This window comes from Rhodothermus marinus (genome assembly GCF_009936275.1).
GTDB lineage: Bacteria > Bacteroidota > Rhodothermia > Rhodothermales > Rhodothermaceae > Rhodothermus > Rhodothermus marinus_A.
The window spans coordinates 2,632,360-2,657,865 of record NZ_AP019797.1; the positions used below are offsets into that span (position 1 = coordinate 2,632,360).

The 25,506-nt window shown below is 64.0% G+C and carries 23 protein-coding genes; 9 read left to right on the top strand and 14 right to left on the bottom strand.

Features of this window, described 5'->3' with window-relative positions:
* Positions 1–10 precede the first annotated feature (10 nt).
* Positions 11–1,765, top strand: coding sequence for an ATP-binding protein (locus GYH26_RS11410; protein ID WP_161541755.1), 1,755 nt, complete (start codon positions 11–13; stop codon positions 1,763–1,765).
* On the opposite strand, the gene GYH26_RS11415 is transcribed toward GYH26_RS11410, so the two are convergent.
* Positions 1,766–2,023, bottom strand: a complete 258-nt coding sequence (locus GYH26_RS11415; protein WP_161541756.1) for a type II toxin-antitoxin system Phd/YefM family antitoxin — start codon at positions 2,021–2,023, stop codon at positions 1,766–1,768.
* A 280-nt stretch (positions 2,024–2,303) separates the two neighbouring features.
* On the opposite strand from GYH26_RS11415, the gene GYH26_RS11420 reads away from it, so the two are divergent.
* The 4 genes from GYH26_RS11420 (at position 2,304) to ggt (ending at position 8,838) form a co-directional block, all read left to right on the top strand.
* Complete coding sequence (locus GYH26_RS11420) at positions 2,304–4,052, top strand: amidohydrolase family protein (RefSeq protein WP_161541757.1); 1,749 nt, start codon at positions 2,304–2,306, stop codon at positions 4,050–4,052.
* Positions 4,053–4,067: 15 nt separating this feature from the next.
* Entirely contained in the window at positions 4,068–5,453 is a 1,386-nt protein-coding gene (locus tag GYH26_RS11425; protein WP_161541758.1) for an amidohydrolase, read from the top strand.
* Positions 5,450–6,781: an amidohydrolase family protein gene (locus tag GYH26_RS11430; protein WP_161541759.1), complete on the top strand. Its 1,332-nt coding sequence runs from the start codon at positions 5,450–5,452 to the stop codon at positions 6,779–6,781. Before GYH26_RS11425 ends, GYH26_RS11430 begins: the two co-directional genes overlap by 4 nt.
* A gap of 431 nt (positions 6,782–7,212) precedes the next feature.
* Complete coding sequence (ggt, locus tag GYH26_RS11435; RefSeq protein WP_242006399.1) at positions 7,213–8,838, top strand: gamma-glutamyltransferase; 1,626 nt, start codon at positions 7,213–7,215, stop codon at positions 8,836–8,838.
* A gap of 1 nt (position 8,839) precedes the next feature.
* Here ggt and purF read toward each other — a convergent pair whose 3' ends face one another.
* The 10 genes from purF to GYH26_RS11485 all read right to left on the bottom strand — a co-directional run bounded on the left by purF (position 8,840) and on the right by GYH26_RS11485 (position 20,351).
* Positions 8,840–10,333: an amidophosphoribosyltransferase gene (gene purF / locus GYH26_RS11440; protein WP_161541761.1), complete on the bottom strand. Its 1,494-nt coding sequence runs from the start codon at positions 10,331–10,333 to the stop codon at positions 8,840–8,842.
* 41 nt (positions 10,334–10,374) lie between these two features.
* Positions 10,375–10,758 carry a hypothetical protein gene (locus GYH26_RS11445; protein WP_161541762.1) on the bottom strand — a complete coding sequence of 128 codons (384 nt, stop codon included), beginning with the start codon at positions 10,756–10,758 and terminating at the stop codon, positions 10,375–10,377.
* Positions 10,755–12,020 carry a hemolysin family protein gene (locus GYH26_RS11450; protein WP_161541763.1) on the bottom strand — a complete coding sequence of 422 codons (1,266 nt, stop codon included), beginning with the start codon at positions 12,018–12,020 and terminating at the stop codon, positions 10,755–10,757. Before GYH26_RS11450 ends, GYH26_RS11445 begins: the two co-directional genes overlap by 4 nt.
* Before the next feature lie 255 nt (positions 12,021–12,275).
* A complete protein-coding gene (locus GYH26_RS11455; RefSeq protein WP_161541764.1) occupies positions 12,276–13,643 on the bottom strand; it encodes a sodium-dependent transporter in 1,368 nt (455 codons plus the stop codon).
* An 81-nt stretch (positions 13,644–13,724) separates the two neighbouring features.
* On the bottom strand, positions 13,725–15,659 hold the full coding sequence (locus GYH26_RS11460; RefSeq protein ID WP_161541765.1) for a putative nucleotidyltransferase substrate binding domain-containing protein: 1,935 nt from the start codon (positions 15,657–15,659) through the stop codon (positions 13,725–13,727).
* Between the two features lie 5 nt (positions 15,660–15,664).
* Entirely contained in the window at positions 15,665–17,470 is a 1,806-nt protein-coding gene (locus GYH26_RS11465; RefSeq protein WP_161541766.1) for an aminodeoxychorismate synthase component I, read from the bottom strand.
* A gap of 68 nt (positions 17,471–17,538) precedes the next feature.
* Positions 17,539–19,023 (bottom strand): PH domain-containing protein, encoded by a 1,485-nt coding sequence (locus GYH26_RS11470; RefSeq protein WP_161541767.1) that lies wholly within the window; start codon positions 19,021–19,023, stop codon positions 17,539–17,541.
* Complete coding sequence (locus GYH26_RS11475) at positions 19,023–19,490, bottom strand: PH domain-containing protein (protein ID WP_161541768.1); 468 nt, start codon at positions 19,488–19,490, stop codon at positions 19,023–19,025. Before GYH26_RS11475 ends, GYH26_RS11470 begins: the two co-directional genes overlap by 1 nt.
* Positions 19,491–19,556: 66 nt before the next feature.
* Positions 19,557–19,991 carry a hypothetical protein gene (locus GYH26_RS11480; protein ID WP_012844608.1) on the bottom strand — a complete coding sequence of 145 codons (435 nt, stop codon included), beginning with the start codon at positions 19,989–19,991 and terminating at the stop codon, positions 19,557–19,559.
* 3 nt (positions 19,992–19,994) lie between these two features.
* Positions 19,995–20,351 (bottom strand): PAS domain S-box protein, encoded by a 357-nt coding sequence (locus GYH26_RS11485; protein ID WP_161541769.1) that lies wholly within the window; start codon positions 20,349–20,351, stop codon positions 19,995–19,997.
* Between the two features lie 223 nt (positions 20,352–20,574).
* Here GYH26_RS11485 and GYH26_RS11490 point away from each other — a divergent pair, with 223 nt between their 5' ends.
* Together GYH26_RS11490 and GYH26_RS11495 are read left to right on the top strand one after the other, a co-directional pair.
* Complete coding sequence (locus GYH26_RS11490) at positions 20,575–20,778, top strand: hypothetical protein (RefSeq protein WP_012844609.1); 204 nt, start codon at positions 20,575–20,577, stop codon at positions 20,776–20,778.
* Between the two features lie 98 nt (positions 20,779–20,876).
* Positions 20,877–21,206, top strand: a complete 330-nt coding sequence (locus GYH26_RS11495) for a DUF4342 domain-containing protein (protein ID WP_161541770.1) — start codon at positions 20,877–20,879, stop codon at positions 21,204–21,206.
* 63 nt (positions 21,207–21,269) lie between these two features.
* Here GYH26_RS11495 and GYH26_RS11500 read toward each other — a convergent pair whose 3' ends face one another.
* Positions 21,270–21,959 carry a TorF family putative porin gene (locus GYH26_RS11500; protein WP_161541771.1) on the bottom strand — a complete coding sequence of 230 codons (690 nt, stop codon included), beginning with the start codon at positions 21,957–21,959 and terminating at the stop codon, positions 21,270–21,272.
* A 111-nt stretch (positions 21,960–22,070) separates the two neighbouring features.
* On the opposite strand from GYH26_RS11500, the gene GYH26_RS11505 reads away from it, so the two are divergent.
* Complete coding sequence (locus GYH26_RS11505) at positions 22,071–23,069, top strand: threo-3-hydroxy-L-aspartate ammonia-lyase (RefSeq protein ID WP_161541772.1); 999 nt, start codon at positions 22,071–22,073, stop codon at positions 23,067–23,069.
* On the top strand, positions 23,066–23,860 hold the full coding sequence (locus GYH26_RS11510) for a TIGR02757 family protein (protein WP_161541773.1): 795 nt from the start codon (positions 23,066–23,068) through the stop codon (positions 23,858–23,860). Before GYH26_RS11505 ends, GYH26_RS11510 begins: the two co-directional genes overlap by 4 nt.
* On the opposite strand, the gene GYH26_RS11515 is transcribed toward GYH26_RS11510, so the two are convergent.
* Both GYH26_RS11515 and dnaJ read right to left on the bottom strand, forming a co-directional pair.
* Positions 23,785–24,339, bottom strand: a complete 555-nt coding sequence (locus GYH26_RS11515; protein ID WP_161541774.1) for a flavin reductase family protein — start codon at positions 24,337–24,339, stop codon at positions 23,785–23,787. The genes GYH26_RS11510 and GYH26_RS11515 overlap by 76 nt on opposite strands.
* On the bottom strand, positions 24,339–25,496 hold the full coding sequence (dnaJ, locus tag GYH26_RS11520; protein ID WP_161541775.1) for a molecular chaperone DnaJ: 1,158 nt from the start codon (positions 25,494–25,496) through the stop codon (positions 24,339–24,341). Before dnaJ ends, GYH26_RS11515 begins: the two co-directional genes overlap by 1 nt.
* Between the last annotated feature and the right edge of the window lie 10 nt (positions 25,497–25,506).

A 25,506-nucleotide genomic window follows, 5' to 3' on the forward strand; every position in this document is an offset into this window, starting at 1 on the left:
CCTGTTATCGATGGCCCTGCCGAGCACAACATCCGCCGACGCATCGGTCGCTTACCCCGACTGGGTGCGCGAGCTGGCCCGCCGCTATTTCACGAAGACCTTCAATCAGTTCATTCTGCATGGCAACGTGCGGGATCTGGTCCCGCTGGTCGAGGCCGGTCAGGTACGCTACGTGCCCCTGCGGGATTTTCTGCGGGACGATCTGTTCGCGCCGCGCGATCTGGTGCTCTTCTACGACCGCTCGGCCGGGCTGCAGTTCGCCCGTCCGGACATGCGTCAGGATTTTCTCCGGGCGCTGGAAGGCTTCGACCACCTGCACGGCACGAACTACACGCGCCAGATTCCACGCGATCCGGTGCGCGTCTTTTCGCTGCTGGAACGCTATTTCCGCCTGCGCCTGGCCGAAGGCCGACGCATCGCCTGCGTGATCGACTACGCCGAGACGATCGTCCCCATGGCCGAAGGCGCTTTCTCCAGCAGCGAAGATCGCGATGCGCTGGTGTTCCTGCTCAAGTGGTCCCACGATCCGCTGTTTCTGAAAAGCGACTTCACGGTCTGCCTGATCACGGAGAATCTGACCGATCTGCACCGCCAGCTCGTGCAGAATCCCTATACGGCAGCCATTCGGATTCCGCTGCCCGACGAAGCCGAGCGGCGCCGGTTCATCGAAGCGTATCTGGGTGATCAGGCCGAGGCGTTCCGCGCGCGCTCCGAGATGTCGCCGGCCGTGCTGGCCCATCATACGGCCGGGCTGAACCTGGTGCAGCTGCGGACCATCCTCGCCGACGTACTGGAAAACCACACGCGGCTGACCTTCGAGCGTCTGTCGGCCACCAAAAAGGCCTTTATCGAAGCCGAGGCCTACGGCCTGCTGGAATTCATCGAGACCAACTACAACCTGGACATGGTGGCGGGGCACCGGCAGGCCAAAGCGCTGCTGCGGGCCGCCGCCGAAGCGCTGCGCCAGGGGCGCTACGACGTACTGCCCATGGGTTACCTGGTGACCGGTCCGGTCGGCACCGGCAAGACGTTCCTGATCACCTGCTTTGCCGGAGAGATCGGCATCCCCATGGTCCGCCTCAAGAACTTTCGTTCTCAGTGGCAGGGCGTGACTGAAGGCAACCTGGAAAAAATCCTGAACCTGCTGGAAGCCATGACGCCGGTGGCCGTCATGATCGACGAGGCCGACGCGGCGCTGGGTCACCGGGAGGCCGAGGGCGACTCGGGCGTCTCGAAACGCGTATTTGCCCAGATTGCCTCGTTCATGAGCAACCCGGCCCACCGGGGACGTATCCTGTTCTTTCTGCTGACGGCCCGCCCCGATCTGATGCCGGTCGATTTGAAACGCCAGGGCCGCGCCGAAGAGCACATCGCGCTGTTCTATCCCGACACGCAGGAAGAACGCGATGAGCTGCTTCAGGTGATGCTTCGACGTACGGGCATCGAGCTATCGCTGGACGAAGTGCCGGACGTGCTGCGAAACGGCGAGCGATCGTTCAGCGGCGCCGAGCTGGAAGCCCTGCTGACCCGTGCAAAATTCCGGGCGGCCGCTCAGGGACTGGACCGAGTAACACCGGAATTGCTCCAGGAGGTGGTGGACGACTTTCTGCCGCCCACCTACCCCCTGGAGATCGAACTTCAGACGCTGGTTGCCGCACTGGAATGCACCAGCCGCACCCTGCTTCCCGAATCCTTGCGCAACATGGACCGGGAAGCCATGGTTGCGCGCGTGGAGACGCTCAAGCAGCTGCTGCAAATGCGCTGATTATTGCTGCTGCCCTTCGCTGCCGTTCGTGCTCTCCTTCTTCCGACTGCGGCGACGGCGCGTCGTCTGCACGGGCTCCGCCTGCTCACCCAGCAGCTTCAGGTACAGATCGTAGCTGATGAGCACCGCGTAGGGTTCGTTGTTCTTCTGAATCAGAATACCCCGCTCAATATTTTTGGCATGCTCAACCAGCTCCGACGTCTTCGACCGAAGTTCCGTAATGGTCGCAACGGCTTCAATTCCTTTCGTGCTATACATGACGTATCTCCTGTTAAGTGGTGGGTTATAGCATGAAGTTAAGCAACAAGGTTAACGATACACATCTTGATAGAGTTTCTTTCTGAATTATGTATCGCAGTTTAATAATGTATCCTGCAGAGACCTCTCTGTTGCAGCGCGCTATACAAAAGTTACCAATAGCACATCCACATGCATGAACAGCTCAGGTTTTTCATAGCCGACACGCGCCGCCGCTGGACAGAACTGCAGGCGCATGTTATATTCCGTCAGTTGTTGTCCACGTATTGAAGCACGGCCCATGCGACTCCGCTGTTTTGTTCTGACCGGTTTTCTTCTGGTAGCGCTTCCGCTTGAACTAAGCGCACAACAGCCCCCCGGGCAACAGGCCTCCACCCGAAATGACATCCCGACCATCACCCGGACCTACGCCATCACCAACGCCCGCATTGTAGTCGCGCCGGGACGGGAAATTCCCCGGGGCACGGTCGTGCTCCGCAACGGGGTGATCGAGGCGGTCGGCCCGGACGTGCCGGTGCCCACCGACGCCTGGGTGCTGGAAGGTGATTCGCTGGTGGTCTACGCCGGTTTCATTGACGGCCTCTCCCACGCAGGCGTGCCGGCACCACGCCGCGACGAAAACCAGCAGGAAGAGCGCCGTCGCGTGCAGAATCCGGGCGATCCGCCTCCCGAACTGGCCGGACTGACGCCGGAGCGCGATGTGCGCACGTTGCTGAAGCCCGATGACGCCTCCGTGGAAAAGCTGCGCCGCGTGGGCTTCACCATGGCCCACGTCGTGCCCCGCGGCCGCATGCTGCCGGGACAGGGCGCCCTGATCTTTCTGCGCGGCCAGACTCCGGCCGAAATGGTCTACCGGGGCGAGGTGTCGCTGTTTGCCCAGCTCGAACCGGCCCAGGGCGTCTATCCGGCCACCGACATGGCCGTACTGGCCCGCTTCCGTCAGCTCTACCGCGAAGCAGCCCGCCGCCGGCAACACACCACGCTCTACGCCAGCGATCCGCGCGGCCTGGAGCCTCCTCCCTACGATCCGGTCCACGCCGCCTTCTTCCCGGTGCTGGAAAAACGACAGCCGGTTTTCTTCTACACCGAAGATGCCCTGGACATTCACCGGGTGCTGGCCCTGCAACAACAGCTCGACTTTCCGCTCCGACTGGCCGGACTTGCCCAGAGCTTCGACGTGCTGGAAAAACTCAAACAGGCAAATATTCCGCTATTTCTAACGCTGGACCTGCCTGAAGCCCCGAATGACACCAGCAAACTCGGCAAGCTATCGGACGATTCGCTGGCTGCTCGGTATCATACGTATTTGCACGTATCCAGCTATCGTGATGTGCCGGCGGAAATCGAAAATCTGAAGGCGCGTCAGGCAAAAGAGCGCATCAAATATTACAAAACAGCCGCGCTTCTGCACGAAGCCGGCCTGCGCTTTGGCTTCAGTACGCGCGATGCTGATCCTGACAAAATCCTGCGCAACCTGCGCACCATGATCAAATACGGGTTGCCCGAGGAGGCGGCGCTGGCGGCATTGACCATCGACGCGGCCCGCCTGCTCGGGATCGATCGCGCCACCGGCACAGTCGAGGCCGGCAAGCTGGCCAACCTGGTCGTAACGACCGGACCGCTTTTCGACGAAAAGACGCGCATCCGCTACGTGTTCGTGGCCGGCGAGCTGTTCGAGATCAAGGAACCGGCCCGGCGTCCGCGTGCGCGCGAGGAAGGTGCCACACCGGCCCGCGCCGACGGCACCTGGTCCTGCACGGTGGATTCGCCGGAAGGCTCCGTCGACACGACGCTGCGCATCGAGGGACAATCCGGCACGCTTTCCAGTAGCGCCATCCCTCAGGAACTCCCGCTGGAAAACCTGACGCTGGAGGGTTCGCAGCTTTCCTTCAGTGTCACAACCAACGCCTACGGGCGCGTCAATGCGCGGCTGACGCTCAGCGGCAATGCGGCCGAGGGCACCATCGACGTGCCCGGCGTCGGCGCCCTGCCCATGCGCTGCACCCGTACTTCCGGACCTGAACGCTAACCCCTGCCTGTGGCTATGTTTCGCGTGTATCTGCTTGCCTGCTGTCTGCTGCTGGGCCTGATCACAACGGCCCATGCCCAGCGGAAAGGCGACCTGTTCATCCGCAACGGGACGGTACTGACCGTCACCAACGGCACCCTGGAAAACACGGACATCCTGATTCGCAACGGCAAGATTGCGGCCATCGGACAAAATCTGAAAGTGCCCGATGGTGTCGAGGTGATCGATGCGACCGGTATGTACGTCATGCCGGGCATCATCGACGCCCACTCGCACATCGCCATCTCCAACGTGAACGAGGCCACCAACCCGGTAACGGCCGAAGTCAGCGTAGGCGATGTGCTGGATCCCTACGACATCCGCCTCTACCGGGCGCTGGCCGGCGGCGTGACCATCTCGCACGTCATGCACGGCTCGGCCAACGTCATCGGCGGCCAGAACGAAACGATCAAGCATCGCTACGGCGAGACCGACCCGGACGCCCTCCGCATGGAAGGCGCTCCCCGGACCATCAAATTCGCCCTGGGCGAAAACCCCACGCGCGTGCACGGACGCGGCCACAACGTTCCACCCCTGTCCCGCATGGGCGTGGAGTTCATCATCCGGGACGCCTTTCATAAGGCCCGGCGCTACATGGAGGCCTGGGACCGCTACGAGCAGGAACGCAAACGCAACCCGCGCGCTGTGCCCCCTCCCTACAACGAACGCCTGGAGGTGCTGGCCGACATTCTCCGCGGTAACATCCTCATTCACTGCCATTCCTACCGCGCCGACGAAATCCTCATGCTGATGCGCGTGCTGAAGGACTTCGGCATCCAGCGCGTGGTCTTTCAACACGCCAACGAGGCCTTCAAGGTGGCGCCCGAACTGGCCGCCTTCGGCGCCATGGCTTCGGTCTTTTCGGACTGGTGGGCCTACAAGTTCGAGGTGTACTACTCCACGGCCTACAACGCGGCCATCCTGACCCGTAACGGCGTGATCACCTCGATCAATTCGGACTCACCGGAACTGAACCGACACCTGTACCACGAGGCGGCCAAGACCATGAAGTACGGCGGACTGACCGAGGATGAGGCGCTGGCCCTCATCACGATCAATCCGGCCCGCCAGCTTGGTATCGAAGATCGCGTCGGCTCCATCGAGGTGGGCAAGGACGCCGATCTGGCCATCTTCAGCGCCCACCCGCTTTCGATCTACGCGGTCTGCAAGAAAACCATCGTGGACGGAATCGTCCGCTTCGATGCCGACCGCGATCCCGACGATATGCGCCTCCGCGTGGATCCCGAGCGTCCCGTGGAGCTGGCCATCCGCTGGGGCGACCACCAGCATGGCCATCGCTGTCTGGAAGGCATCGATCTGATCGAGTTTCTCACCGAAACGCTACAGTCCGAGTGGCAATGAAACGCTTGCTTTTGCTCTGGATCATCGGCTGGCTGCTGAGCCTGCCGGCCGCACAGGCTACCGACGTACCGAAAGCTCGCCGGGGCGTCTTCGCCCTGACAAACGCCCGCATCGTCACTGTCACCCAGGGCGTCATCGAGCGCGGCACGCTGATCATCCGCGAGGACCGCATCGTAGCCATCGGCACGGACGTGGAAATCCCGCCCGAAGCGGAAGTCATCGACTGCACCGGGCTGGAGATCTATCCCGGCTTTATCGACAGCGGCACCCATCTGGGGCTGATCGAAATCGGCTCGCTGCCGGAAACGCGCGATTACCGCGAGCTGGGTGATCTGACGCCTCAGGTGGATGCGTTGACGGCCGTCAACCCGAATTCGGTGCTCATTCCCGTCAACCGCGTCAACGGCGTCACCACGGTCATCACCGAGCCCGAGGGCGGACTGCTTCCGGGCAAGGCTGCTCTGATCAACCTGTTCGGCTATACGCCCGAGCAGATGCACGTGGGCGGCGTGCGCCTGATGGTGCTCGACTTCCCGTCCAAAGGCCGGCGCGGCCCCTGGGATCGGCGCAAGCCGGAAGACATCGAAAAAGCCTTCCGCGAGGCGATGGACAAGCTGAACGAGGTCTGGGACCGCGCCGAACGCTACGCCCGGATCGACTCGGCCTACCGTGCCAACCCGGAGAAGAACCCGAAGCCGCTTTACGTGCCGGAAATGCAGCCGCTGCTGCCGGTCATCCGGGGCGAAATGCCGCTCATGATCAAAGTGGATCTGGCACCCGATATTCTGGAAGCCATCCAGTGGGTCAAAAAACGGGGCCTGAAGCGCGTGGTCTTCAGCGGCGTGGCCGAGGGCTGGCGCGTGGCCGACAAGATCGCCGAGGCCGGCATTCCCTGTCTGGTCGGTCCCGTACTCTCACTGCCCACCCGTGAATCCGACCGCTACGACAAAGCCTACGCCAACGCGGGGCTGCTACACGCAGCCGGGGTCAAGATCGCCATCCGCACGGGCGAAGCCGAGAACGTGCGCAATCTGCCCTATCATGCCGGCTTTGCGGCCGCCTATGGACTGGGACGCGAGGCCGCGCTCCGCGCCGTCACCATCAACCCGGCCGAAATCTTCGGGGTGGACGATTTGATCGGCTCGCTGGAAGTGGGCAAAAAAGCCAACCTGTTTGTATCCGACGGCGATCCGTTTGAACCAAAAACGCAGGTGCGGTACGTGTTTATCGACGGATATCTGATTCCGATGGACAACCGCCAGCTCAGGCTCTATCAAGAATTCCTCCATCGGCAGCCGGGTCTCGAGCTGCACCCGGCTACCCACTGACGGGCGTTCCAGAAAAGCCAGCGACCTCGCCTGCACTCACAGCAGGTGGAAGACCGCATACACCAGCAGGCCCACGAGCCCGGCACTGATCGTCAGAAACCGGATGGCCTGGTCGATACGGTACCGCATAACTTCCTGTTTTTTAATCACACATGGCAGAGCAAGGCGGGGCAAGGAATATACCGGGGTTCGCCATGAAATTTCACCGGTTCAAAAGGAAACAAAAGCGCTTTTATCTTGCGCTTCTGGCGCAGTGGTTACGTTTTGACTCATCCAGAGGTAACGTTAGATCCCAAATTACCCGCGACTTCTGTTATTTTCGTGCAAAGAAAAATCACTGGTGCTGGCCGCTTGCGCTGATCCTGCTGGTCCAGGTAGCCCGGGCACAGGTAGGCGACATCCCCCGCCCCTACCGGGCCTATCACGGGCTGGTGGTTTCGGCGCGTCCGGAGGCTTCCGAGGCCGGACTGGAGATGCTCCGACGCGGCGGCAATGCGATCGACGCAGCGGTTGCCACCGGCTTTGCATTGGCCGTGGTGCATCCGGTGGCCGGCAACATCGGAGGTGGCGGCTTCATGGTGATCCGCTTTGCCGACGGCCGCACCACCACGATCGATTTCCGCGAGACGGCTCCCCGGGCGGCCACCCGCGACATGTTTCTGGACGAAAACGGGCAGTTCGTGCCCGAACGCAGCCAGCAGGGCTACCTGGCCTCCGGCGTGCCCGGCTCGGTGGCCGGATTGCTCATGGCCCATGAGAAATACGGCCGCCTTTCCCGCACTGAGGTGCTGGAACCGGCCATCCGCCTGGCCGAAGAAGGCTTCCGCCTCACCCGCGAACAGGCCGCCCGCTTCAACGCCTTCCGCGAAGCCTTTTCACGCTATCCCTCTACCCGGAAATATTTCGTAAAAGACACACCCTTCCGGGAGGGCGAGTTGTTCGTGCAGAAGGACCTGGCCCGCACGCTCCGACGCATTCAGCAGTACGGGGCCGACGATTTCTACCGGGGCGAAACGGCCGACCTGATCGTGGCCGAAATGCAGCGGGGTGGCGGCCTGATCACGCACGAAGACCTGGCCTCCTACCGGGCCATCGAACGTCCCCCGGTCGTCGGCACCTACCGGGGGTATCGGATCATTTCGATGGGACCGCCCTCCTCCGGCGGAATCGGCCTGATTCAACTTCTCAACGCCGTCGAGCCCTACGACATTGCGGAGATGGGCTTCGGCAGCAGCGCCACCATCCACCTGATGGCCGAGGCCATGCGTCGCGTCTACGCCGACCGCGCGCAGTGGCTGGGCGATCCCGATTTTGTGAAGATCCCCGTGCAGGGACTGCTCCGCAAGGAGTACATGCGCCAGCGCATGGCCGACTTCAACCCCTACCGGGCCGATACCAGCCAGCGCGTCACGCACGGCGATCCGTGGGCCTTCGAGTCGCAGGAAACCACGCACTATTCGGTGGTCGACGACGAGGGCAACGCGGTCAGCGTGACCACCACGATCAACGGCGCCTACGGCTCGCTCGTGGTGGTCGATGGCGCCGGGTTTTTCCTGAACAACGAAATGGACGACTTCAGCGCGGCGCCCGGCGTGCCCAACATGTTCGGGCTGGTGGGCTCCGAGGCCAACGCCATCGCACCGGGCAAGCGTATGCTCTCGTCCATGACCCCCACCATCGTCGAAGATCCGGAAGGCCGGCTCTTTCTGGTGCTGGGAACGCCGGGCGGATCGACCATCATCACGACGGTCTTCCAGCTCGTGCTGAACGTGATCGACCACGGGATGAACATCCAGCAGGCCGTGCTGGCCCCGCGTATTCATCACCAGTGGCTACCCGATGTGCTCTACTACGAACGCCGGGGCCTGCCGCGCGATGTGGTCGAAAACCTGAAGCGACGGGGCTGGAAGGTCGTCGAGCGCGACGGCACCAGCGGTCGGGCACACGCCATCCAGGTAGTCTATGGACCGGATGAGCTGGCGCCCGTGCCCGGCGTGACCCGGGTCTACCTGGCGGGCGTCGATCCGCGTGGTGAAGGCGGCGCGGCCGGCTATTGAACTACCACTCGTTCTCCTCCTTCGTCACGCCCATCTCGACGGGCACCGGGTAGTCGGCCGTGAAGCAGGCGTTGCAGTAGTCCAGTCCGTTGGGATGGGCCGAGCGAACGGCTTTCATCAGTCCCTCGACCGACAGGTAGGCCAGCGAATCCACCCCCAGCCACTGGCGCATCTCCTCGATGCTGGCAAACTTGTTGGCCAGCAGCTCCTCGGCGCTCGGGAAGTCCATCCCGTAGAAGCACGGGCTGATCACCGGTGGCGAGGCGATCCGGAGATGCACTTCGCGCGCCCCCGCCTGTCGGATCATGTTGACCAGAAAACGCGAGGTCGTGCCGCGCACGATGGAATCGTCCACCACCACTACGATACGATCGCGCAGTACGCCTTCGACCGTGTTGAACTTGCACCGGACGCGCATTTCGCGTCGGTCCTGGCCCGGCGCGATAAAGGTGCGTCCGACGTAGTGGTTGCGGATCAGACCGATCTCGTAGCGGCAACGGTAGCCCAGCTTCTGGCATTCGGTGGTGTAGCCCAGCGCGATCGTATTGGAGGAGTCCGGGACCGAGATCACGATCGGCGGCTTTTCGTCCGGACCGACCTCCGGCACCGGTGCCTCGTGCGCAAGCTGCTTGCCCAGCTTGCGTCGCACCTTGTCGACCATCTCGCCAAAGACTTTCGAGTCGGGCCGGGCAAAGTAAACATACTCGAAAATGCACTGGCTGATGCGATAGCGGCGCGGCAGGAAGTAACGCTCGAACTGACCCGTCTCGCAGCCCTTCTGATCGATGACCAGGATCTCGCCGGGCTCGATGTCGCGCACATACTCGGCACCGATCAGGTCAAACGCGCAGGTTTCGCTGGCCACGCAGTAGGCCCAGGAGCCGTCCTCGTTGCGCAACCGTCCCAGCGCCAGCGGCCGGAAACCGTTCGGATCGCGCACGGCAATCAGGCTGGAGTCGGTCAGGATCAGCAGCGAAAAAGCCCCTTCGAGTTGCGTGAGCGCGTCGATGATCTGATCGATCTGGCGCTGGCGACGGCTCTGGGCGATCAGGTGCAGGATGAGCTCGCTATCGCTGGTGGTGAGAAAAAGGGTGCCCCGTTCGCTGAAGGCCTGGCGCAGCTCGCGCGCGTTCGAGAGGTTGCCGTTATGTGCCAGCGCAATGTTGCCGTCGCGGTAGTGCACGACGAACGGCTGGATGTTGGCCGGATTGGTGGCCGAGCCGCTCGTCGAATACCGGTTGTGCCCGATCCCCGCCCGCCCCAGCAGCTTGGTCTCGAAAATGGACGGATCGTCGAACACGTCGAGCACCAGCCCGAAGCCCTTGTGTACCGGCATGACGGGACGCTGGCGCACCTCGTCGTAGGTGGACGTCACAATGCCGGCCGATTCCTGTCCCCGGTGCTGGAGCGCATGCAGGCCGTAGTAGATCAGACGCGCCGCGTTGGGGGCATTGTAAACGCCAAAAATACCGCAGTACTCTTTGATTTCACGCATGACCTCGGAGGCCCGATCGCCTGGTTTACCGCGGGGAGGGTTTACAGGAAAATAAAACCGACGGCCAGGGCAATGCCCAGACCGTCCGCCACCAGATCACGATAGCTGAAGCGCCGACTTGGACCCACTTTCCAGTCGTACAGTTCCTTGGCCAGCCCCACCGCGGCCGACGTACCGGCCGCCAGCGGCCAGGCCCGACCCGGACGCCAGCCTGCCTTCTGCTCCAGGGCATACTGACTGCTGAGCGTCCAGAGAAAAGAAAACGTTACATGCTGCACCTTGTCGTAGCCCAGCCACGGATCGACTTTCGCCGTTTCCCTGTCCTCAGGAACAGGCCCCGGAAGCAGGTCTCGTTCGGCATTCACCGACGTCTCGGACGCCTGCAGGCAGCAACCCAGACTGATGGCTACCAGCAGCCACGTCATGACTCGGCTCCGTTCTTGCGGACGGCTACCGGCGTCGGTTCAACCCGCACCAGCACCTGGCCGATCCGGTGGTTGTCGACCGTCTCCACGCGCAGGTGCAGCGGGCCATACTGCACTTCGTCGCCCGGCTCCGGAATCACGCCGAGCAGGTGGAAGATCAGACCACCGAGCGTTTCGAAATCGAACGACTCCGTGTCCAGCTCGATGCCCAGCAGCTCAGCCAGATCGTCCAGGTTCATCCGGGCATCAACCCGGTAGGTGTATTCGTCGAGCTGCTCGTAAAGGACCGGCTCGCTTTCGTCGTGCTCGTCACGGATGTCGCCCACGATCTCTTCCAGCACGTCTTCCAGCGTCACCAGGCCGGCCGTCCCGCCGTACTCGTCCACCACGATGGCCATGTGCGTTTTGCGCCGCTGGAAGTCGCGCAGCAGATCGTCCAGCCGCTTGCTGAGCGGCACGAACATGGCCGGCCGGGCGATCTCCCGCCAGTTCAGCGGCCGGTCCAGCTCAGCCCGTCCCAGATACGGAAGCAGGTCCTTGGCATAGACGATGCCCAGAATGTTGTCGAGGTGTTCGGCGTAGAGCGGAAGGCGCGAGTGGCCGCTGGTGCGGATGCACTCGAGCACCTCGCCAAAGGTGGCCGTCTCGGGAATGGCGACAATGTCGAGCCGGCTCACCATGATCTCCCGCACCGTGGTTTCACCGAACTCCAGGATGGCGGCCAGCAGCTCGCGTTCGTCCTCGCCGAGCATGCCGTCCTGCGCCACCTCCAGCGCTTTCAGCTCATCCGGCGAAAGCGGACGCTCCAGAGCGCGGAGCCGTCGCTGCACGTGCGCGCTCAGCCGCACCAGCGCATCGGCCACCGGATAGAGCGCGCGTTGCAGCAGCCAGACCACGGCGGCCATGCGTCGGGCGAACGGCTCGGCGTAGCGTCCGGCCAGCAGGCGCGGTGTGATCTCCCCCACCACCAGCAGCACGAGCGCCACAACCAGCAACTCCGTCAGGAGCACGAGCGCCGGCGGCCAGTGGACCTGCCACGCCAGCCGCGCTGCCAGCACCACGGCCATCAGGGCCGCGCCCACGTTCGCCAGCGTGTTGAGCAGCTGGAGCGTCACGATCAGATGACGGGGACGGGCCAGCAGCTCCTGCAACCGGCGAACGGCCGGATCGGTCGCCTCACCGGACGTAAACCCGACCGTCCGCAGCGACAGCAGCGCCGCTTCCGAACCGGACAGCAGCGCCGAAATCAACAAGAACAACACAAAGAAAACGCCTGCCGTGACGAGCGCTGCCGGCTCTGAGGTCAGCTCAAAAGGAAACGTCAGCAGGTAAAAAACAGCACGAGATGGCGGTGCGTCTGCTTCCAAGGCCGTAGGGGCGTCAGGCCCCGGTTGGTTCAACGCTCAGGTTTCTTTACAATTTAGCACAAAAATGATCGAAGGCAAGGGATTGACGACGAACCCGCCTCCGGGTTCCACCCGACCTGTCCGCAACGTGGCAACAAGCACCGTGCCGCCTCAACCCAGATAGCCCCGGAAGACGTTCAGCAGAATGATGAAGATCACCACCGGGCAGACGTATCGGATGAAAAACTGCCACACGCGCACCAGTCCGGGTCCTACCCGACTGCCCTGCCGCAACTCTTCGGCCGCCCGATCGGCGCCCCAGACCCACCCCACGAAGATACTGATCAGCAACGCCCCCAGCGCCAGTGCCAGGTTGCCCCAGATGGCGTCCATGATGCTCAGGAAGTCGTGCTGTCCGAGCAGGCCGTCCGCCCCGAACAACCAGTCCATGTTGCTCAGTCCCGCCACGGTGCCCTGGGACAGCGCCGAGGGCAATCCGATCAGGAACGTGAGCGCGCCTACCGTCCAGACCGACTTCTTCCGGCTCCAGCGCCGCTCGTCCACAAAGTAGGCGACCACCACTTCCAGCAGCGAAACGGTGGACGTCAGCGCGGCAATCGACAGCAGCAGGAAAAACAGGGCCCCGATCAGATTCCCCAGCGGCAGCGCCTGGAAGATCTCGGGCAGCACGATGAAGACCAGCGCCGGGCCACTGGCCGGATCGTGTCCCGTGGCAAAAACGGCCGGAAAGATCATAAAACCGGCCATCAGTGCGATGAGTGTGTCGAAAAGCGCCACGTAGGAGCCGGCCACTACCACGTCTTCATGCCGCGACAGGTAAGAACCATAGGTGATCATGGCGCCCATGCCCAGGCTCAGCGAGAAAAACGCCTGCCCGAGCGCCGCCACGACCACCTCGCCCGTCACCTTGGAAAAATCCGGCTTCAGGTAGAATGCCAGGCCCTTTTCGGCGCCGGGCAACGTCACCGAGCGCACGATCAGGACGATCATCAATCCAATCAGCAGCGGCATGAGCACCTTCGACCAGCGCTCGATCCCTTCCTCCACCCCGCCGAAAACCACCAGCATCGTCAGCCCCAGAAATAGCGCAAACAGTGGAATGACGATCCACGGGCTGGCGATGAAGTGCCCGAAGTCCAGGTGTGCAAACAGCAGGTTTTTGAAGATGTAGCCGAACGTCCAGCCCGCAATGACCGCATAGTAGCTCAGGATGAAGACGCCGGTCAGCACGCACAGGCCGCCCACGAGCACCCAGGGCGAGCCGGGGCGGATGGTCCGGATGGCGCCCAGCGGATTTTTCTGCGTGTGTCGTCCCAGCACCAGCTCGGCAAACAGATAGGGCAGGCAGACCAGCGCCACGCAGGCCAGATAAATCACAACAAATGCGGCCCCGCCGCTCTGACCGGTGACATAGGGGAAGCGCCAGATGTTGCCGAGCCCGACGGCCGAGCCGGCGGCCGCCAGAATGAAGCCCACGCGGGAGCCCCACTGGCCCCGCTCTGCACCCGGTGTGGCCATAGGCGTGCGTTCTGTCCGTTGCGTTACAGAATGAACACGGAACGGCGCCAATAACCGGTTTTAACGGCAAAAAATCAAGGCTCACATGCGAATCATGTGGGCCCCGTAGCGCATGGCAAGCGCTTCCTGCGCCTCCTGAATCATCGAAAAGACGATTTTGAGCATTTTGCGCTGCACGCCGCTGAGCTGCTCGGGCACGATGTGGTTATCGGGCGGCTGCCCCCCTTCGATCTGGCGCAGCTGATGATCCAGCCGCACCTCGGTCAGCAGGCGATAGGCTTCCTGCAGATTCTGGCAGGTCTGGCGAACCTCGGGGATCCGCTCGGCGGCCGCCTGGAGTCGGTCGAGCGTTCCGGTCGTGCGCAGGTAACCGGCTTCCAGCGCCAGAATTCGGGCCAGATCGACGATGGGCATCAGCCCGCGCAGCTTGATGTCGAAGCCGGGGCGCTGCTCGCCGGAACGATCCAGCACAAAACGTCGGAAAAACGAAAGCGGCGGCCGGTTGCGCAGCGCATTGCGCATCATGAACGGCAGAAAGCCACGTTCTTCCTGCAGCGCCTGTTGCAGATCGTCCTTGAGCTGCTCGACCAGCTCACCGGCGCCGTAGAGGGCCCGCAGGTCGAAAAAGATCGAAGCGTGCAACAGCGCCTTTTCGTCAGGTTCAAAGATCCAGCGCCGGAACGTGCGCTTCCATCCCCTGAGCGCCTGCCGCCATCGGGGATTGGAGGCCATCATGTCGGCCGGACAGCGCGGGAAGCCCACCTGCTCCAGCGCGTCGTTGGCCCGGCGCGCCAGCTCGCCGAACCACTCCTCGGCCCGACGTGCCCGCGTTTCGTCGTGCGGATCCGCATAGATGAGCGCGTTGTCCTGATCCGCCTTGAAACTCATTTCCCGGCGCCCTTCGCTGCCCAGCGCCATCCAGACCCACGGCAGCTCCGGCGTCTGGTCGGGCCGTTCTTCCCGCAGTTGCGCTTCGACAAGCTCCAGCACGCGCACCGCCACCCGGTCGCTCAGCTCCGTGCTGATGCGCAGCAGATCGACGGCCGGAACGCCCTGGTGCCGGAGCTGGCGCAACAGCACGAACGTCTCCTCACGCAGCGCTGCCAGCACGGTCAGCGAGTCGGCCTGCTCGATGCGCTTGATGGTAGCCACCGGGTCGTGCCCGCGGGCGTGCGCAATGTCCTGCCCGGAGATGACGCCCACCACCGGGCTGGCGGCCGTGCCGTCTTCAGTGAGCACCAGGTGATGAAACCCGTGCCGCGCCATCAGCACCAGCCCCTCCAGAATGGGGGCGTCGGCGGCAATCGTTACCGGCGGCGCACTCATCAGCGCCTCGACGGGCATGTCGGGCAGGCGCCCTTCGGCTACCACCTTGTCGCGCAGGTCGCTGTTGGTCAGAATACCCACAGGACGCCGATCGGCATCCATCACCAGAATGGAACCGATCCGCTCGGCCCGCATGATCCGGGCGGCTTCCTGCACCGGTGTTTCGGGCGCACATCCGACAGGTGGACGCCGGACCAGCGTTCGCAACGGCGTGTTCAGGAGCAGCGACGCCCCCACCGCATCGGCCTGCTCGCGACGTAGCCGTGCGGAAAACGCGGCCAGATCATTGTCAAAAAAAGCGGCAAAGGCACGATTGGAACGATACACCCGGAAAAAGGCCGCCTCCGGAATCAGCACGCACTGGGTGGGCTCGATGGCCCGCGCCTCGTAGGGCAGCGGTCCTTCGCGCAGCAATGCGTAGTGCCCGAACACGGCCCCCTCGTCGCAGCGGTCGATCAGCCGCCCGCTTTCGGTGTCCGTCAGCTGCACCGCTCCGGAAACCACCAGATACAGATAGCGGGGATGCGCGGGCACCACACCCTGCGCCAGGATTTCCGTGCCGGGCTCGTAGAAGGCCAGCAGCGCTTCGTCGAAAAGCTGACGTCGCTCGGCGCCCGAGAGCACGTTGAACGGCGGGCTGTCGTCGAGCAGTTCTTCCAGGTGATCCAGGCTGACGGTTTCGCCTTCCATAGATTTCAGAGGGTCGTGAGCACTGGTTCGGGCACCGCCAGCACGGCCGGTCGCCAGCCACGCACGGCGTTGCATACGTAGAGCGCCTCGGCCCGGCGCAGATCGGCCAGCGTTAGCACCCGTTCTTCGACGTCTGGACGCGTGCGCAGCACGTGCTGCCGATAGACGCCGGGCAGCAGCCCGCACGAAACCGGCGGCGTGTAGAGCCGCCCGTCGAGCTGCACGAACAGATTGGTGCGTGAGCCCTCGCAGACTTCATCCCGCGTGTTCAAAAACAACACTTCGTCGAAACCGGCCGCCTTCGCCTGCAGATAGGCCGCTTCATAATGGGCGCGGCGCGTCGTCTTGTGATAGCGCAGCGGATCGGAAGGGTCCAGCCGCTCCCGCGCCACGCAGAGCCGCCAGGGCCGATCCGGCTCCGGTTCCAGCTCGGCGGTGGTCAGCTGCGTCTGCCCCGACACCTCCAGCGTCAGACGCAGCCGCCACACCTTCGCAGGGTCCAGCGCCTGTTGCACCTGCTCCAGCTGAGCCCGCACCCGCCCTTCGTCCAGCGAAAACCCGAAATGCGCGGCGGACCGGCGCAGACGTTCCAGGTGCAGTTCCAGCAGCGGAATGCGTCCCTGTTCGCAGCGCATCGACTCGATCAGCGCAAACGGCTCGGCGGCCGCCCGCAGAAACTGCCCCTTCAACCAGCACTCCTCGTATTCCGCATCCGGATCGGAGTCCCAGACGATCCCGCTGCCCACGCCCATTCGCCCCTCTGCTCCGGCCAGCTCCAGCGTGCGAATGGCCACGTTGAACACCGCCTCGCCATCCGGCGCCGCGTAGCCGATCGCCCCGCAGTAGACGCCGCGCGGCGTCGGCTCCAGACGCGCGATGTGCTGCATGGCCCGGAGCTTGGGCGCGCCGGTCACGGACCCCGACGGAAACAGCGCCCGGAACAGCTCGGCATAGCCCACCCCGGGCCGAAGCCGTCCCGTCACCGTCGAGGTCATCTGCCAGACCGTCGGATAGGCTTCGACGCGGAAAAGCTCGGAGACCGCCACCGATCCCGGCTCGCAGCAGACCGACAGGTCGTTGCGCAGCAGATCGACGATCATCAGGTTTTCCGCCCGGTTCTTTTCGTCGGTGCGCAACGCCTCGGCCAGCCGGGCATCTTCCTCCGGGAGCGACGAACGCCGCGCCGTGCCTTTCATCGGGCGCGTATAGATCTGTTCGCCGTTGCGCCGGAAGAAAAGCTCCGGCGACAGGCTCAGCACCAACCGCTCGCCCGTGTTGACAAAGGCGGCGTAGGGGACCGGTTGCTGGCGCCGCAGGGCCAGGTAAAACGCGATCGGATCGCCCTCGAAGCGGAAACGCAGCGGCAGCGTGAAGTTGATCTGATAGACCTCGCCTTCCCGGATCAGTGCGCGGATGTGCTGCACGCGCTCGCGATAGGCCTCGCGCGAAAGCGCCAGGTGCAGATCCCGCACCGCATAATCGCCGGTCTCCCCTGCCAGCGCGGCCGTAGCCGCCGGTGCCAGCACGTGCGGCATTTCATAGACGCCAAACCAGGCAAGCGGCCCGGTTTCGTCCGGCACCTGGAGCGGCATGGGCGCCAGCGCATAGCCGGCCTCGTAGGCCATGTAGCCGGCCACGTAGTAACCGGCCGCAACGGCCCCGTCGAGTGCCCGCAGCAGCGCCGGCACCTGCTCCGGGGTGTCGGCCTGCAGTACCCGGACCGGCCGCATGAACAGCAGACTCCGGCGGTTTTCTTCGTCCGGTCGGGCGGTGTCGAGCCAGACCGTGCCCGGCAGCAGCAGTGGATGCATACGTCAACTCGTTGCTTTCCGGGCTTGTACGCGGCACCTGCCGTTTTGCCCCCGAATAGCCCCTGCGGTTACGATGCCGGCGATTGCATCCGGCAATGCGTCTGAAACTGCTCGTAGACAAACTGCAGAAGCTTTTCAGCTTCTTTCTCGGGAAGGTCTCGGATTTGCGGGCCTCCGATAGCCGGCGCGCCGGCCATATCCACCTGCAGACTGGCCAGTCCCAGCCGGCGCTGAAACAGCGAGCGCGACAGCGAAAAGACCTGCATTTTCTGATAGGGCAGGCACCAGATGCGGTGCCGGAAAACACCCTGCCGCACGAACAGGTAGGACGCTTCCACCGCGTAGCCATGACGGCGATACTGCAGCCAGGCCAGCAACGGCGCCCCTGTGGGTAGCCCCAGCAGCAGCCAGCGCACTTCGGGCCAGATCCACCCCAGTCCCAGAAGCACTCCTGCCCCGATCAGCAGGTAACGCACGGTGGCGCGGCGGATCATGCGCGGCGAGACGCGCTGCCAGCTCGCAGGAAGCGCGATCGGCCACACATGGGCGGCAATTTGCTGGATCTCGGACAGCCGCCCGAAAGGCACCAGCGTCTGTACGCCCTGCGTTTCGCGGTCCAGCCCGATCAGCTGCGCCTCCAGCGCATACCATCCGAAGTGCTGCATGAGCGGATTGGTCCGGATGACCAGGGCCTGAATCCGTCGCCGGGGCAGCGCGCTTTCCGCCACGGTAAACAGACCGCTGCGCCGGTAGAAGCGTTCCCCTTCCTGCCAGAGCTGAAAGCCGTAGAAGCGCACCACATGCACCACGATCCCGGCCACCCAGCCCAGCAGCGCCGCCAGCAGAAGCGTGGCCATGGTGGCCAGCAGCGGCGCCTGCTCGAAGGCCTCCTGCACCCAGTGCAGCCGCCCGCGCACCACCCAGTCGATCAGGTCCTCGGGCGTCAGGTCCAGGTACTCCATGCCGGAAAACATACCGGCCAGGTACACCAGCGAAAAGTGAAATGCCCCGGAGCGCAGTAGCTGCGCGGGCGTCATGGCAAACAGCAGCGTGCGTGCCGGTTGCACCGGTTGCTCCGTCACCGGACCGCTCCGAAACGCCCGCACCTGTTCTTTCAGCCGCTGCGCTTCGGCCAGGCTGACGAAAGCGATCTCCCCTTCGGTTTCGGCGCTCCCGGCCGTCTCGATGCGCACGCGGGCCAGCCCCAGCAACCGCGCCAGCAGCGTCCGCTCGATCTGAATGTTCTGAATGCGATCGATCGGAATGCTGCGTCGCCGGTGCGTCAGCACGCCGCTTTCGATGAGCAGTTCGCGCGGCGTCAGCGCATAGCGAAAGCGCAGGTAATGTGCCAGAATCAACGGAAAGGCGAGCAGGCCGTACAGCATCAGGGTGATCAGCGTCCCCTGATCGATCGTCTGGCCCCGAAGCGCCGGCAGCAGCAGAATGAGGAGGGCCGGCAGACTCATCAGCAGGCGCACCAGCAACGTCAACGGGTGCAGCCGGCGGAATTGCGGGGCTTTGGAGGATGGTTCGGACGCAGGCGAACGTTCCATCAGAGCGTTTCCTCCAGCGGGTACCGCTTGATCGCATCCCGCAGCGCCTCGGCCTGTTCCTGGCGCAGGCCGGGTAGCACGACGGCGCTGTGCCGGGTACCGGCCGTGTGCAGCACGATGCGGGCCAGCCCGAATTCGCGCTCGATCAGGTCCTGGGCAATGTCCAGATGCTGCACGCGCCGCAGCGGCACGATCGTGCGCACGCGCACCAGCACCCCCCGCTCCAGCACCAGTTCTTCGGGACCCAGCGCGTAGCGCCAGTAGCGATAGCGCAGCCGGGGCAACCACCAGCTCATCACACCGCCCCCGACCAGCACCAGCCCCAGCAGAGAACCCGGGGGCAACCACCGATCCGGCGCAAACAGATGGGTTACTTCATAGAAAACGACGGGAATCAGCACCAGCAGCGTCCAGAGCAGCAGCTTGATGCGCCAGACGGTACGAATGGCCGGATCCAGCGATTCCATGGGACAAAGGCCGGGTTCCTGCAGCAGTGCTGCTGGTATTCGCCAGAGAAGAAGGAGGTTTCCGCTTTACGAACCCGGCGCGAGGTGGCGTGCCCGATAGAGGCCGTCCGGCACGTAACGGTTGATGGAGATCCAGTAGGCGCGATCGGTTGCCAGGATGAGTTGCAGCGGCAACAACGGCGTGCCGGGGCGCCAGCGCATGAGCCGCAGGCTGTCGCCCACGGCATAACCGTCTTTTTCCGGCGTCATGGGATCGTCGGCCCAGAGCGTCAGCGCCGTGCTGTGCCCCTCCCAGCGGATCTGTCCGGCACATCGCCCCTCGGGTGTGAAGGCCAGCAACAGATCGCCCGGCCGGAGATCAAGTCCCTGCAACGCATCGGCCGGCAGCAGGAGCGTGGCGTTGCGGCCGGTCCGAAAGGCACAGGTCGGCTGCGCATGGGCGCCGGTCGCCACCAGCAGACCGCACGCCAGCAGCCCGATGCAACGACACCTGACGGTCATAGCTCAGCCGGCCGCTTCTAACGGATTCAGCCACAGGCGGATGAACCCGTCATGCTGCCGCATGGCCATCATCTGCGCCCAGCGCCACGTGCCCGTCCCGGTGCGCACACGCACCCGCCAGACACGCGGTCCCGCTACCCCATCCTGCACGCACTGCACATAATGCAGCGCCAGCTCCAGATCATGACGATGCACCAGTCCCCACCAGGGATGCCCCAGCAGTCGATGCCGTCCCGGCCCCAGCCAGCTGCTGTGGCCGGGGCTCACCGAGCGAATGATTCCCTCACGGTCCACCACAAGGGAGACGGGCTCCGCCCGTACCGAAGGAATTGGACGAACTTCCAGAAAGGCCGGCTGCATACTTCCTCCGTTGATTTGGAAACCTGACTGTACGTAACATACCGCAGTGCTTCCGTCCGTGTTACTTCCGAAACGCTCCGGGCGGCTTAAAGAAAAACCCCCTTCTCGGAGTAACTTCCGGCGCATTCATATAGGTAGAAAAGGCGCAATCCCTTCGCCGGGCTTAACTCGGCGCGGTTTCGGTCGATCCCCCTGTTAGACGAACCCGCAACCATGCCTTGCTATGAAACAGGTGCCCGGTCGTCCCATGTCGTTTACCTTCGACCACGAAGCCGTTGCCGAACTGCCGCCGGTGCTTCAGCGCTATGTGCTGGCGCTGTACCACCGGGTCTGGACGGCCTACCGGAAGGCGGGCTGTCCTTTCGGAGAGACGGATGCGGCCATGCTGCTCTGGTTCGAGTTTCGAAGCTACGCTACGACAAACTGAGGCGTTGCAAATCTTTCCCGTCTACGCTGCAACCGGAGGCGCCCCCTGTCGTAAGGATCGACGAACGCAACCCATTTCGTCGATCTCAGGGAGGAGCCATGGCCGAGCCCAGACAGCATTTTGAGACGTTCAAGGTCAAGGGCGGACAGTTGCTGGATCGCATCCGCGAAATCATCGAGGAAGGAAATGCCCGGCGCGTCATTCTGAAAAAGGACGATCGCGTCCTGCTGGAATTTCCGCTCTCGGTGGGAGTCGGCGGTGCGGCGGCCGCCGTCTTGTTTGCGCCGACGCTGGCCGCGGTCGGCGCCATTGCCGCCCTGGTCAGCGACGTGGACGTGATCATCGAGCGGCGTCCCCCACCGCCGCAGGAGCTGCCTCCCGCCGAGCAAACTTCCGGGGAAAACACGGCGCAATCGCCCGGCAACTGAAAGGCAAAAGGCGCCCCGGCCAGCCGGTAACCGGGGCGCCTTTTTTCTCCCCCGCAGCGCCGCTCAGAGGCTGAAGCCGAACACCAGATAGGAGCGCTCCACGCGTGGATTCGGATTCAGGATGTACCGCACGAAAACCGGCAATCCGAACGACTCGGTGATCTGGATGGTACGCGAGGCCGAGAGGCCCAGATTGACCAGCGACACGCCGCCCGTGTTGTAGAATCCGCTCTCGCCGGCCACCACACCTACGGTCAGCCCCATCTCCACCCCGTTGACCACAAACGGAAACTGCCCTTCCAGGTAGATCGAGTTGTCCGGATCGTTATAGGCAAAAAAGCCAGCAAACAGCGTAAACGGCGCAGTTTCCGGCCCACTGATCTGGAGAAACGGCTCCAGGTAATGCGCGCCTTCCCCGTTGTCATCGAAATCAAAGAACTTGGGTCCTCCCGGCGCCGGGAAGTAATAGTCCGTTACGCCGATCGAAACGGCCCCGAAGCTCAGGCTCAGGTAAAGGTCGTGCTCGTTGGCACCGGCGCCCGGGGCCGAGATCGCGTAGGAGGCCCACGTACCCACCGTCAGCGCGCCCACCGAAAGGCTCAGTCCCGGCTGCACGCTCATCGACTCACCGAAGTCCGTGCCGCGCCAGATGTACCGGCTGACCACGTCGGCGCCCAGTTGAACCTCCTGGGCCCGGACCATGGTGGCCAGCAAAAGGGTTCCAAGCAACAGGCTGTGGCGGAGATGCTTCATGGCGTTTTCTGTTTTAATTAGCCGCTGCAATCACGATTCCAATTTTATTAAATTAAAAACTTGTTATCAACATACTTTTTTAGACAAAAGCGCTTTCTAACATAAATCTTTATGATAACCCTGCTACCCACCTATGCCGATGTCGAGGCGGCGGCCCGGCGCCTGGAAGGTGTCGCCCACCGCACGCCGGTCATGCGCAGCCGCACGCTCGATCGCCTGACAGGAGCCACGCTGTTTTTCAAGTGCGAGCATTTTCAGCGCGCCGGCTCTTTCAAATTCCGCGGTGCCTACAATGCATTGGCCACGCTTCCGGAGGCCGAACGCCGTCGGGGTGTGCTCACCTACTCCTCGGGCAACCACGCCCAGGCGCTGGCGCTGGCCGGACGCCTGCTCGGTGTGCGGGTGACGGTGGTCATGCCGCAGAATGCCCCGGAAGTCAAGCGGGCGGCCACGGCCGGCTACGGCGCCGAGATTGTGCTGTACGATCCGGAGCAGATCACGCGTGAAGAACTGGGGCGGCGACTGGCTGCCGAACGCGGGCTGACGATCATTCCGCCCTACGACCATCCGCAGATCGTGGCCGGACAGGGCACGGCGGCCCGGGAGCTGCTGGAAGAAGTAAAGTCGCTCGACGTGCTGCTGGTGCCCTGTGGGGGCGGCGGTCTGCTTTCGGGCTCGGCGCTCAGCGTTCGGGCGCTGGCGCCCCGGTGCCGCGTGATCGGCGTCGAGCCCGAGCGGGCCGACGATGCCACGCGCTCGTTCCGCACCGGCCGCCTGCACCGCGTGCACAACCCGGACACCATCGCCGACGGCGCCCGCACACCCTCGCTGGGTGAGGTCACCTTCCCGCTGGTGCGGCAATATGTGGACGACATGGTGACCGTCTCGGAAACGGCCATCCTGCAGGCCATGTACGTGCTCTGGGAGCGGCTCAAGCTGGTGGTCGAGCCCACCGGAGCGCTGCCGCTGGCCGCCCTGCTCGAAAACCGGGTGGCCGTCGCGGGTCGGCGGGTCGGACTGATCCTCAGCGGCGGCAACGTCGATCTGCGCCGCGCCGCCACGCTCTTTGCCGAACTGCACCAGTTGCCCGAATTGCCCCCCAGCGTATGACCGTCGATCGCCAGATGCTGGACGCATTGGTTGCGCACTACGAGCAGCCGGACTTCATCGCCACCGATCCGATCGCCATTCCGCACGCCTTTGACGACGCGCGCGATCAGGAGGTGATCGGGCTGTACGCCGCGTTGCTGGCCTGGGGGCGTCGGTCGATCATCCTGCAAAAGCTGGAAGAACTGTGCGCGCGCATGGACTACCGGCCCTACCGCTTCGTGCGTTTTTTCGACCCCGAGCGCGATGCGGAGCGGCTGCGCACGTTTCGACATCGCACCTTTCAGCCGGAAGATGCCCTGTGGCTGACGCGCAACCTGCAGGCCCTGCTGACCCGCTACGACACGATCGAACACTTCGTGGCCGCGCACCTGCCGGCCGACGCACCCGACATCGGTCCGGCCATCGAGGCGTTGAGCCGGGCGCTCTGCGGGCTGCCGGGCACTCCCCCCCGCCTGCGCAAGCACCTGCCCTGCCCTTCCACGGGTAGCGCCTGCAAACGGCTGGCGCTTTACTTTCGCTGGATGGTGCGGCCCGGGCCGGTCGATCTGGGGCTGTGGCGCGCGGTACGTCCGGCACAACTGGTGCTGCCGTTGGACGTGCACGTCGGACGCCAGGCGCGGGCCTGGGGACTGCTCCGGCGTAAAACCAACGACTGGAAAGCGGTGCAGGAGCTGACGGCCGTCTGTCGCCGCTTCTGTCCGGACGATCCGGTGCGCTACGACTTCGCGCTGTTCGGCGCGGCGCTGTTGAGTGCTTCCCCAGAGGCCAGCTCCTTGCCGACGGCCCGGTAGGCCCGGTTGTAGTAAAGCAGCGGGGGGCCATCGGTAAGCGTCTCAATTTCGATAACCTCACCGACAAAAATCGTGTGGTCGCCGGCCTCCAGCGTACGGTACGGGCGGCAATGCAGCACGGCCAGCACGCCTTCCAGCACCGGAGTGCCCTCGGGGTGCAACCGGTAAGCCAGCCCTTCGAACTGCTCCGCACCGCTCAGACCGGGCTCGGCAAAGCGCTGGCCGAGCGCCACCTGCTCGGTCCCCAGAATGTGCACGGCAAAATGACGGGCTTCAAGCAACAGGGGGTGCATACGTGCCTGCCGCGCCACATTGAACGAAATGAGTGGCGGATTCAGCGAAACGCTGGTAAACGAGCCGATCGTAATGCCCCGCATTTCACCGCGAGCGGCCGCCGTGACCACGGTCACGGGCGACGGCACCCGCCGCATCACCTGTCGCAGGGCTTCTCCGAGAGCTGGTGCGGTCACGTGAGGCATCAACGGAAGGCATCCTTGAAGCGACTGAAGAAGGAGCGGCGCCCTTCTTCAAGGCGAGGCCGGAAGGATGGCGAGTGCCGGAGGCGTTCCAGAATCTGCCGTTCTTCGTCGGTCAGCTCCGTGGGCGTCCACACATGAACGCGGACGAACTGGTCGCCCCGCCCCGGCCCGTTCAACTCCGGAAGGCCGCGGCCGCGCATGCGCAGAATTTTTCCGGACTGAATGCCCGGATCGATCTGCAGCCGGGCCCGGCCCCGCAGGGTGGGCACTTCGACCTCCGTGCCCAGCGCGGCGTCCGGGAAGGAGATGACCAGGTCGTAGTAGATGTCCAGCCCTTCCCGCACGAAGTGTTCATGCGGGAGCTCTTCGATCTCGACAATCAGGTCACCGGGCGGTCCGCCTTTGACGCCTGCATGACCGGCTCCCCGGATGGTCAGGTAGTGGCCTTCGAGCGCGCCGGGCGGGATCGTCACCCGGATCGTCTCCTCGCTCATGCGGCGGCCGCTCCCGCCGCAGTCCGGACACCGGTTGCGCAGAATGCGTCCGGCCCCGCCGCAGTGCGGGCACGTCTGGATGTTGATGAACTGGCCGAAAATGGAGCGCGACACCTGCCGCAGCTCGCCTGCTCCTCGACAGGTGGGGCAGGTCGTATAGCCGGCCGTCCCGCCTTCGGCACCGGTGCCGTCGCAGGTGGCGCAGGGCACGTATTTGCGGACGGTAACTTCTTTTTCCGTGCCCTCGGCGATCTCCTCCAGCGTTAGCTGCACCTTGACGTGGACGTCGCCGCCGGCGCGGCCGTGCGCTTCCCGGCGGGTGCGGCGACGCCCCCCGCCGAACACCTCCTCGAAAACGGAGCCCGAGGCGCCGAAAATGTCGTGGAAGGCGCTGAAGATGTCGTTCAGGTCCTCAAAAGGTCCACCTTCCGGCATGCCGTTGCCTCGCACACCGGCATGGCCGTAGCGGTCGTAGCGCCGCCGTTTCTCGGGATCCGAAAGGACCTCGTAGGCTTCGGCGATCTCTTTAAAGCGCGCCTCCGCCTCTTTGTCGCCGGGATTGCGGTCGGGGTGGTACTGGAGCGCCAGTTTGCGATAAGCTCGCTTGATTTCTTCCTGGGTGGCGTTGCGGTCCACCCCGAGCACCTCGTAGTAGTCACGCATAGATCAGGGC

What these genes read in the sequence shown, in the direction of transcription:
- GYH26_RS11485 (WP_161541769.1), bottom strand. Translation starts at nt 20,351, where the DNA reads ATGCAGCCGGCCTTTCTGGAAGTTCGTCCAATTCCTTCGGTACGGGCG.
- GYH26_RS11460 (WP_161541765.1), bottom strand. Translation starts at nt 15,659, where the DNA reads ATGGAAGGCGAAACCGTCAGCCTGGATCACCTGGAAGAACTGCTCGAC.
- GYH26_RS11490 (WP_012844609.1), top strand. Translation starts at nt 20,575, where the DNA reads ATGAAACAGGTGCCCGGTCGTCCCATGTCGTTTACCTTCGACCACGAA.
- dnaJ (WP_161541775.1), bottom strand. Translation starts at nt 25,496, where the DNA reads ATGCGTGACTACTACGAGGTGCTCGGGGTGGACCGCAACGCCACCCAG.
- GYH26_RS11510 (WP_161541773.1), top strand. Translation starts at nt 23,066, where the DNA reads ATGACCGTCGATCGCCAGATGCTGGACGCATTGGTTGCGCACTACGAG.
- GYH26_RS11420 (WP_161541757.1), top strand. Translation starts at nt 2,304, where the DNA reads ATGCGACTCCGCTGTTTTGTTCTGACCGGTTTTCTTCTGGTAGCGCTT.
- GYH26_RS11495 (WP_161541770.1), top strand. Translation starts at nt 20,877, where the DNA reads ATGGCCGAGCCCAGACAGCATTTTGAGACGTTCAAGGTCAAGGGCGGA.
- GYH26_RS11480 (WP_012844608.1), bottom strand. Translation starts at nt 19,991, where the DNA reads ATGACCGTCAGGTGTCGTTGCATCGGGCTGCTGGCGTGCGGTCTGCTG.
- GYH26_RS11455 (WP_161541764.1), bottom strand. Translation starts at nt 13,643, where the DNA reads ATGGCCACACCGGGTGCAGAGCGGGGCCAGTGGGGCTCCCGCGTGGGC.
- GYH26_RS11425 (WP_161541758.1), top strand. Translation starts at nt 4,068, where the DNA reads ATGTTTCGCGTGTATCTGCTTGCCTGCTGTCTGCTGCTGGGCCTGATC.
- GYH26_RS11430 (WP_161541759.1), top strand. Translation starts at nt 5,450, where the DNA reads ATGAAACGCTTGCTTTTGCTCTGGATCATCGGCTGGCTGCTGAGCCTG.
- GYH26_RS11410 (WP_161541755.1), top strand. Translation starts at nt 11, where the DNA reads ATGGCCCTGCCGAGCACAACATCCGCCGACGCATCGGTCGCTTACCCC.
- GYH26_RS11505 (WP_161541772.1), top strand. Translation starts at nt 22,071, where the DNA reads ATGATAACCCTGCTACCCACCTATGCCGATGTCGAGGCGGCGGCCCGG.
- GYH26_RS11470 (WP_161541767.1), bottom strand. Translation starts at nt 19,023, where the DNA reads ATGGAACGTTCGCCTGCGTCCGAACCATCCTCCAAAGCCCCGCAATTC.
- GYH26_RS11515 (WP_161541774.1), bottom strand. Translation starts at nt 24,339, where the DNA reads ATGCCTCACGTGACCGCACCAGCTCTCGGAGAAGCCCTGCGACAGGTG.
- GYH26_RS11445 (WP_161541762.1), bottom strand. Translation starts at nt 10,758, where the DNA reads ATGACGTGGCTGCTGGTAGCCATCAGTCTGGGTTGCTGCCTGCAGGCG.
- GYH26_RS11500 (WP_161541771.1), bottom strand. Translation starts at nt 21,959, where the DNA reads ATGAAGCATCTCCGCCACAGCCTGTTGCTTGGAACCCTTTTGCTGGCC.
- GYH26_RS11475 (WP_161541768.1), bottom strand. Translation starts at nt 19,490, where the DNA reads ATGGAATCGCTGGATCCGGCCATTCGTACCGTCTGGCGCATCAAGCTG.
- GYH26_RS11465 (WP_161541766.1), bottom strand. Translation starts at nt 17,470, where the DNA reads ATGCATCCACTGCTGCTGCCGGGCACGGTCTGGCTCGACACCGCCCGA.
- purF (WP_161541761.1), bottom strand. Translation starts at nt 10,333, where the DNA reads ATGCGTGAAATCAAAGAGTACTGCGGTATTTTTGGCGTTTACAATGCC.
- GYH26_RS11415 (WP_161541756.1), bottom strand. Translation starts at nt 2,023, where the DNA reads ATGTATAGCACGAAAGGAATTGAAGCCGTTGCGACCATTACGGAACTT.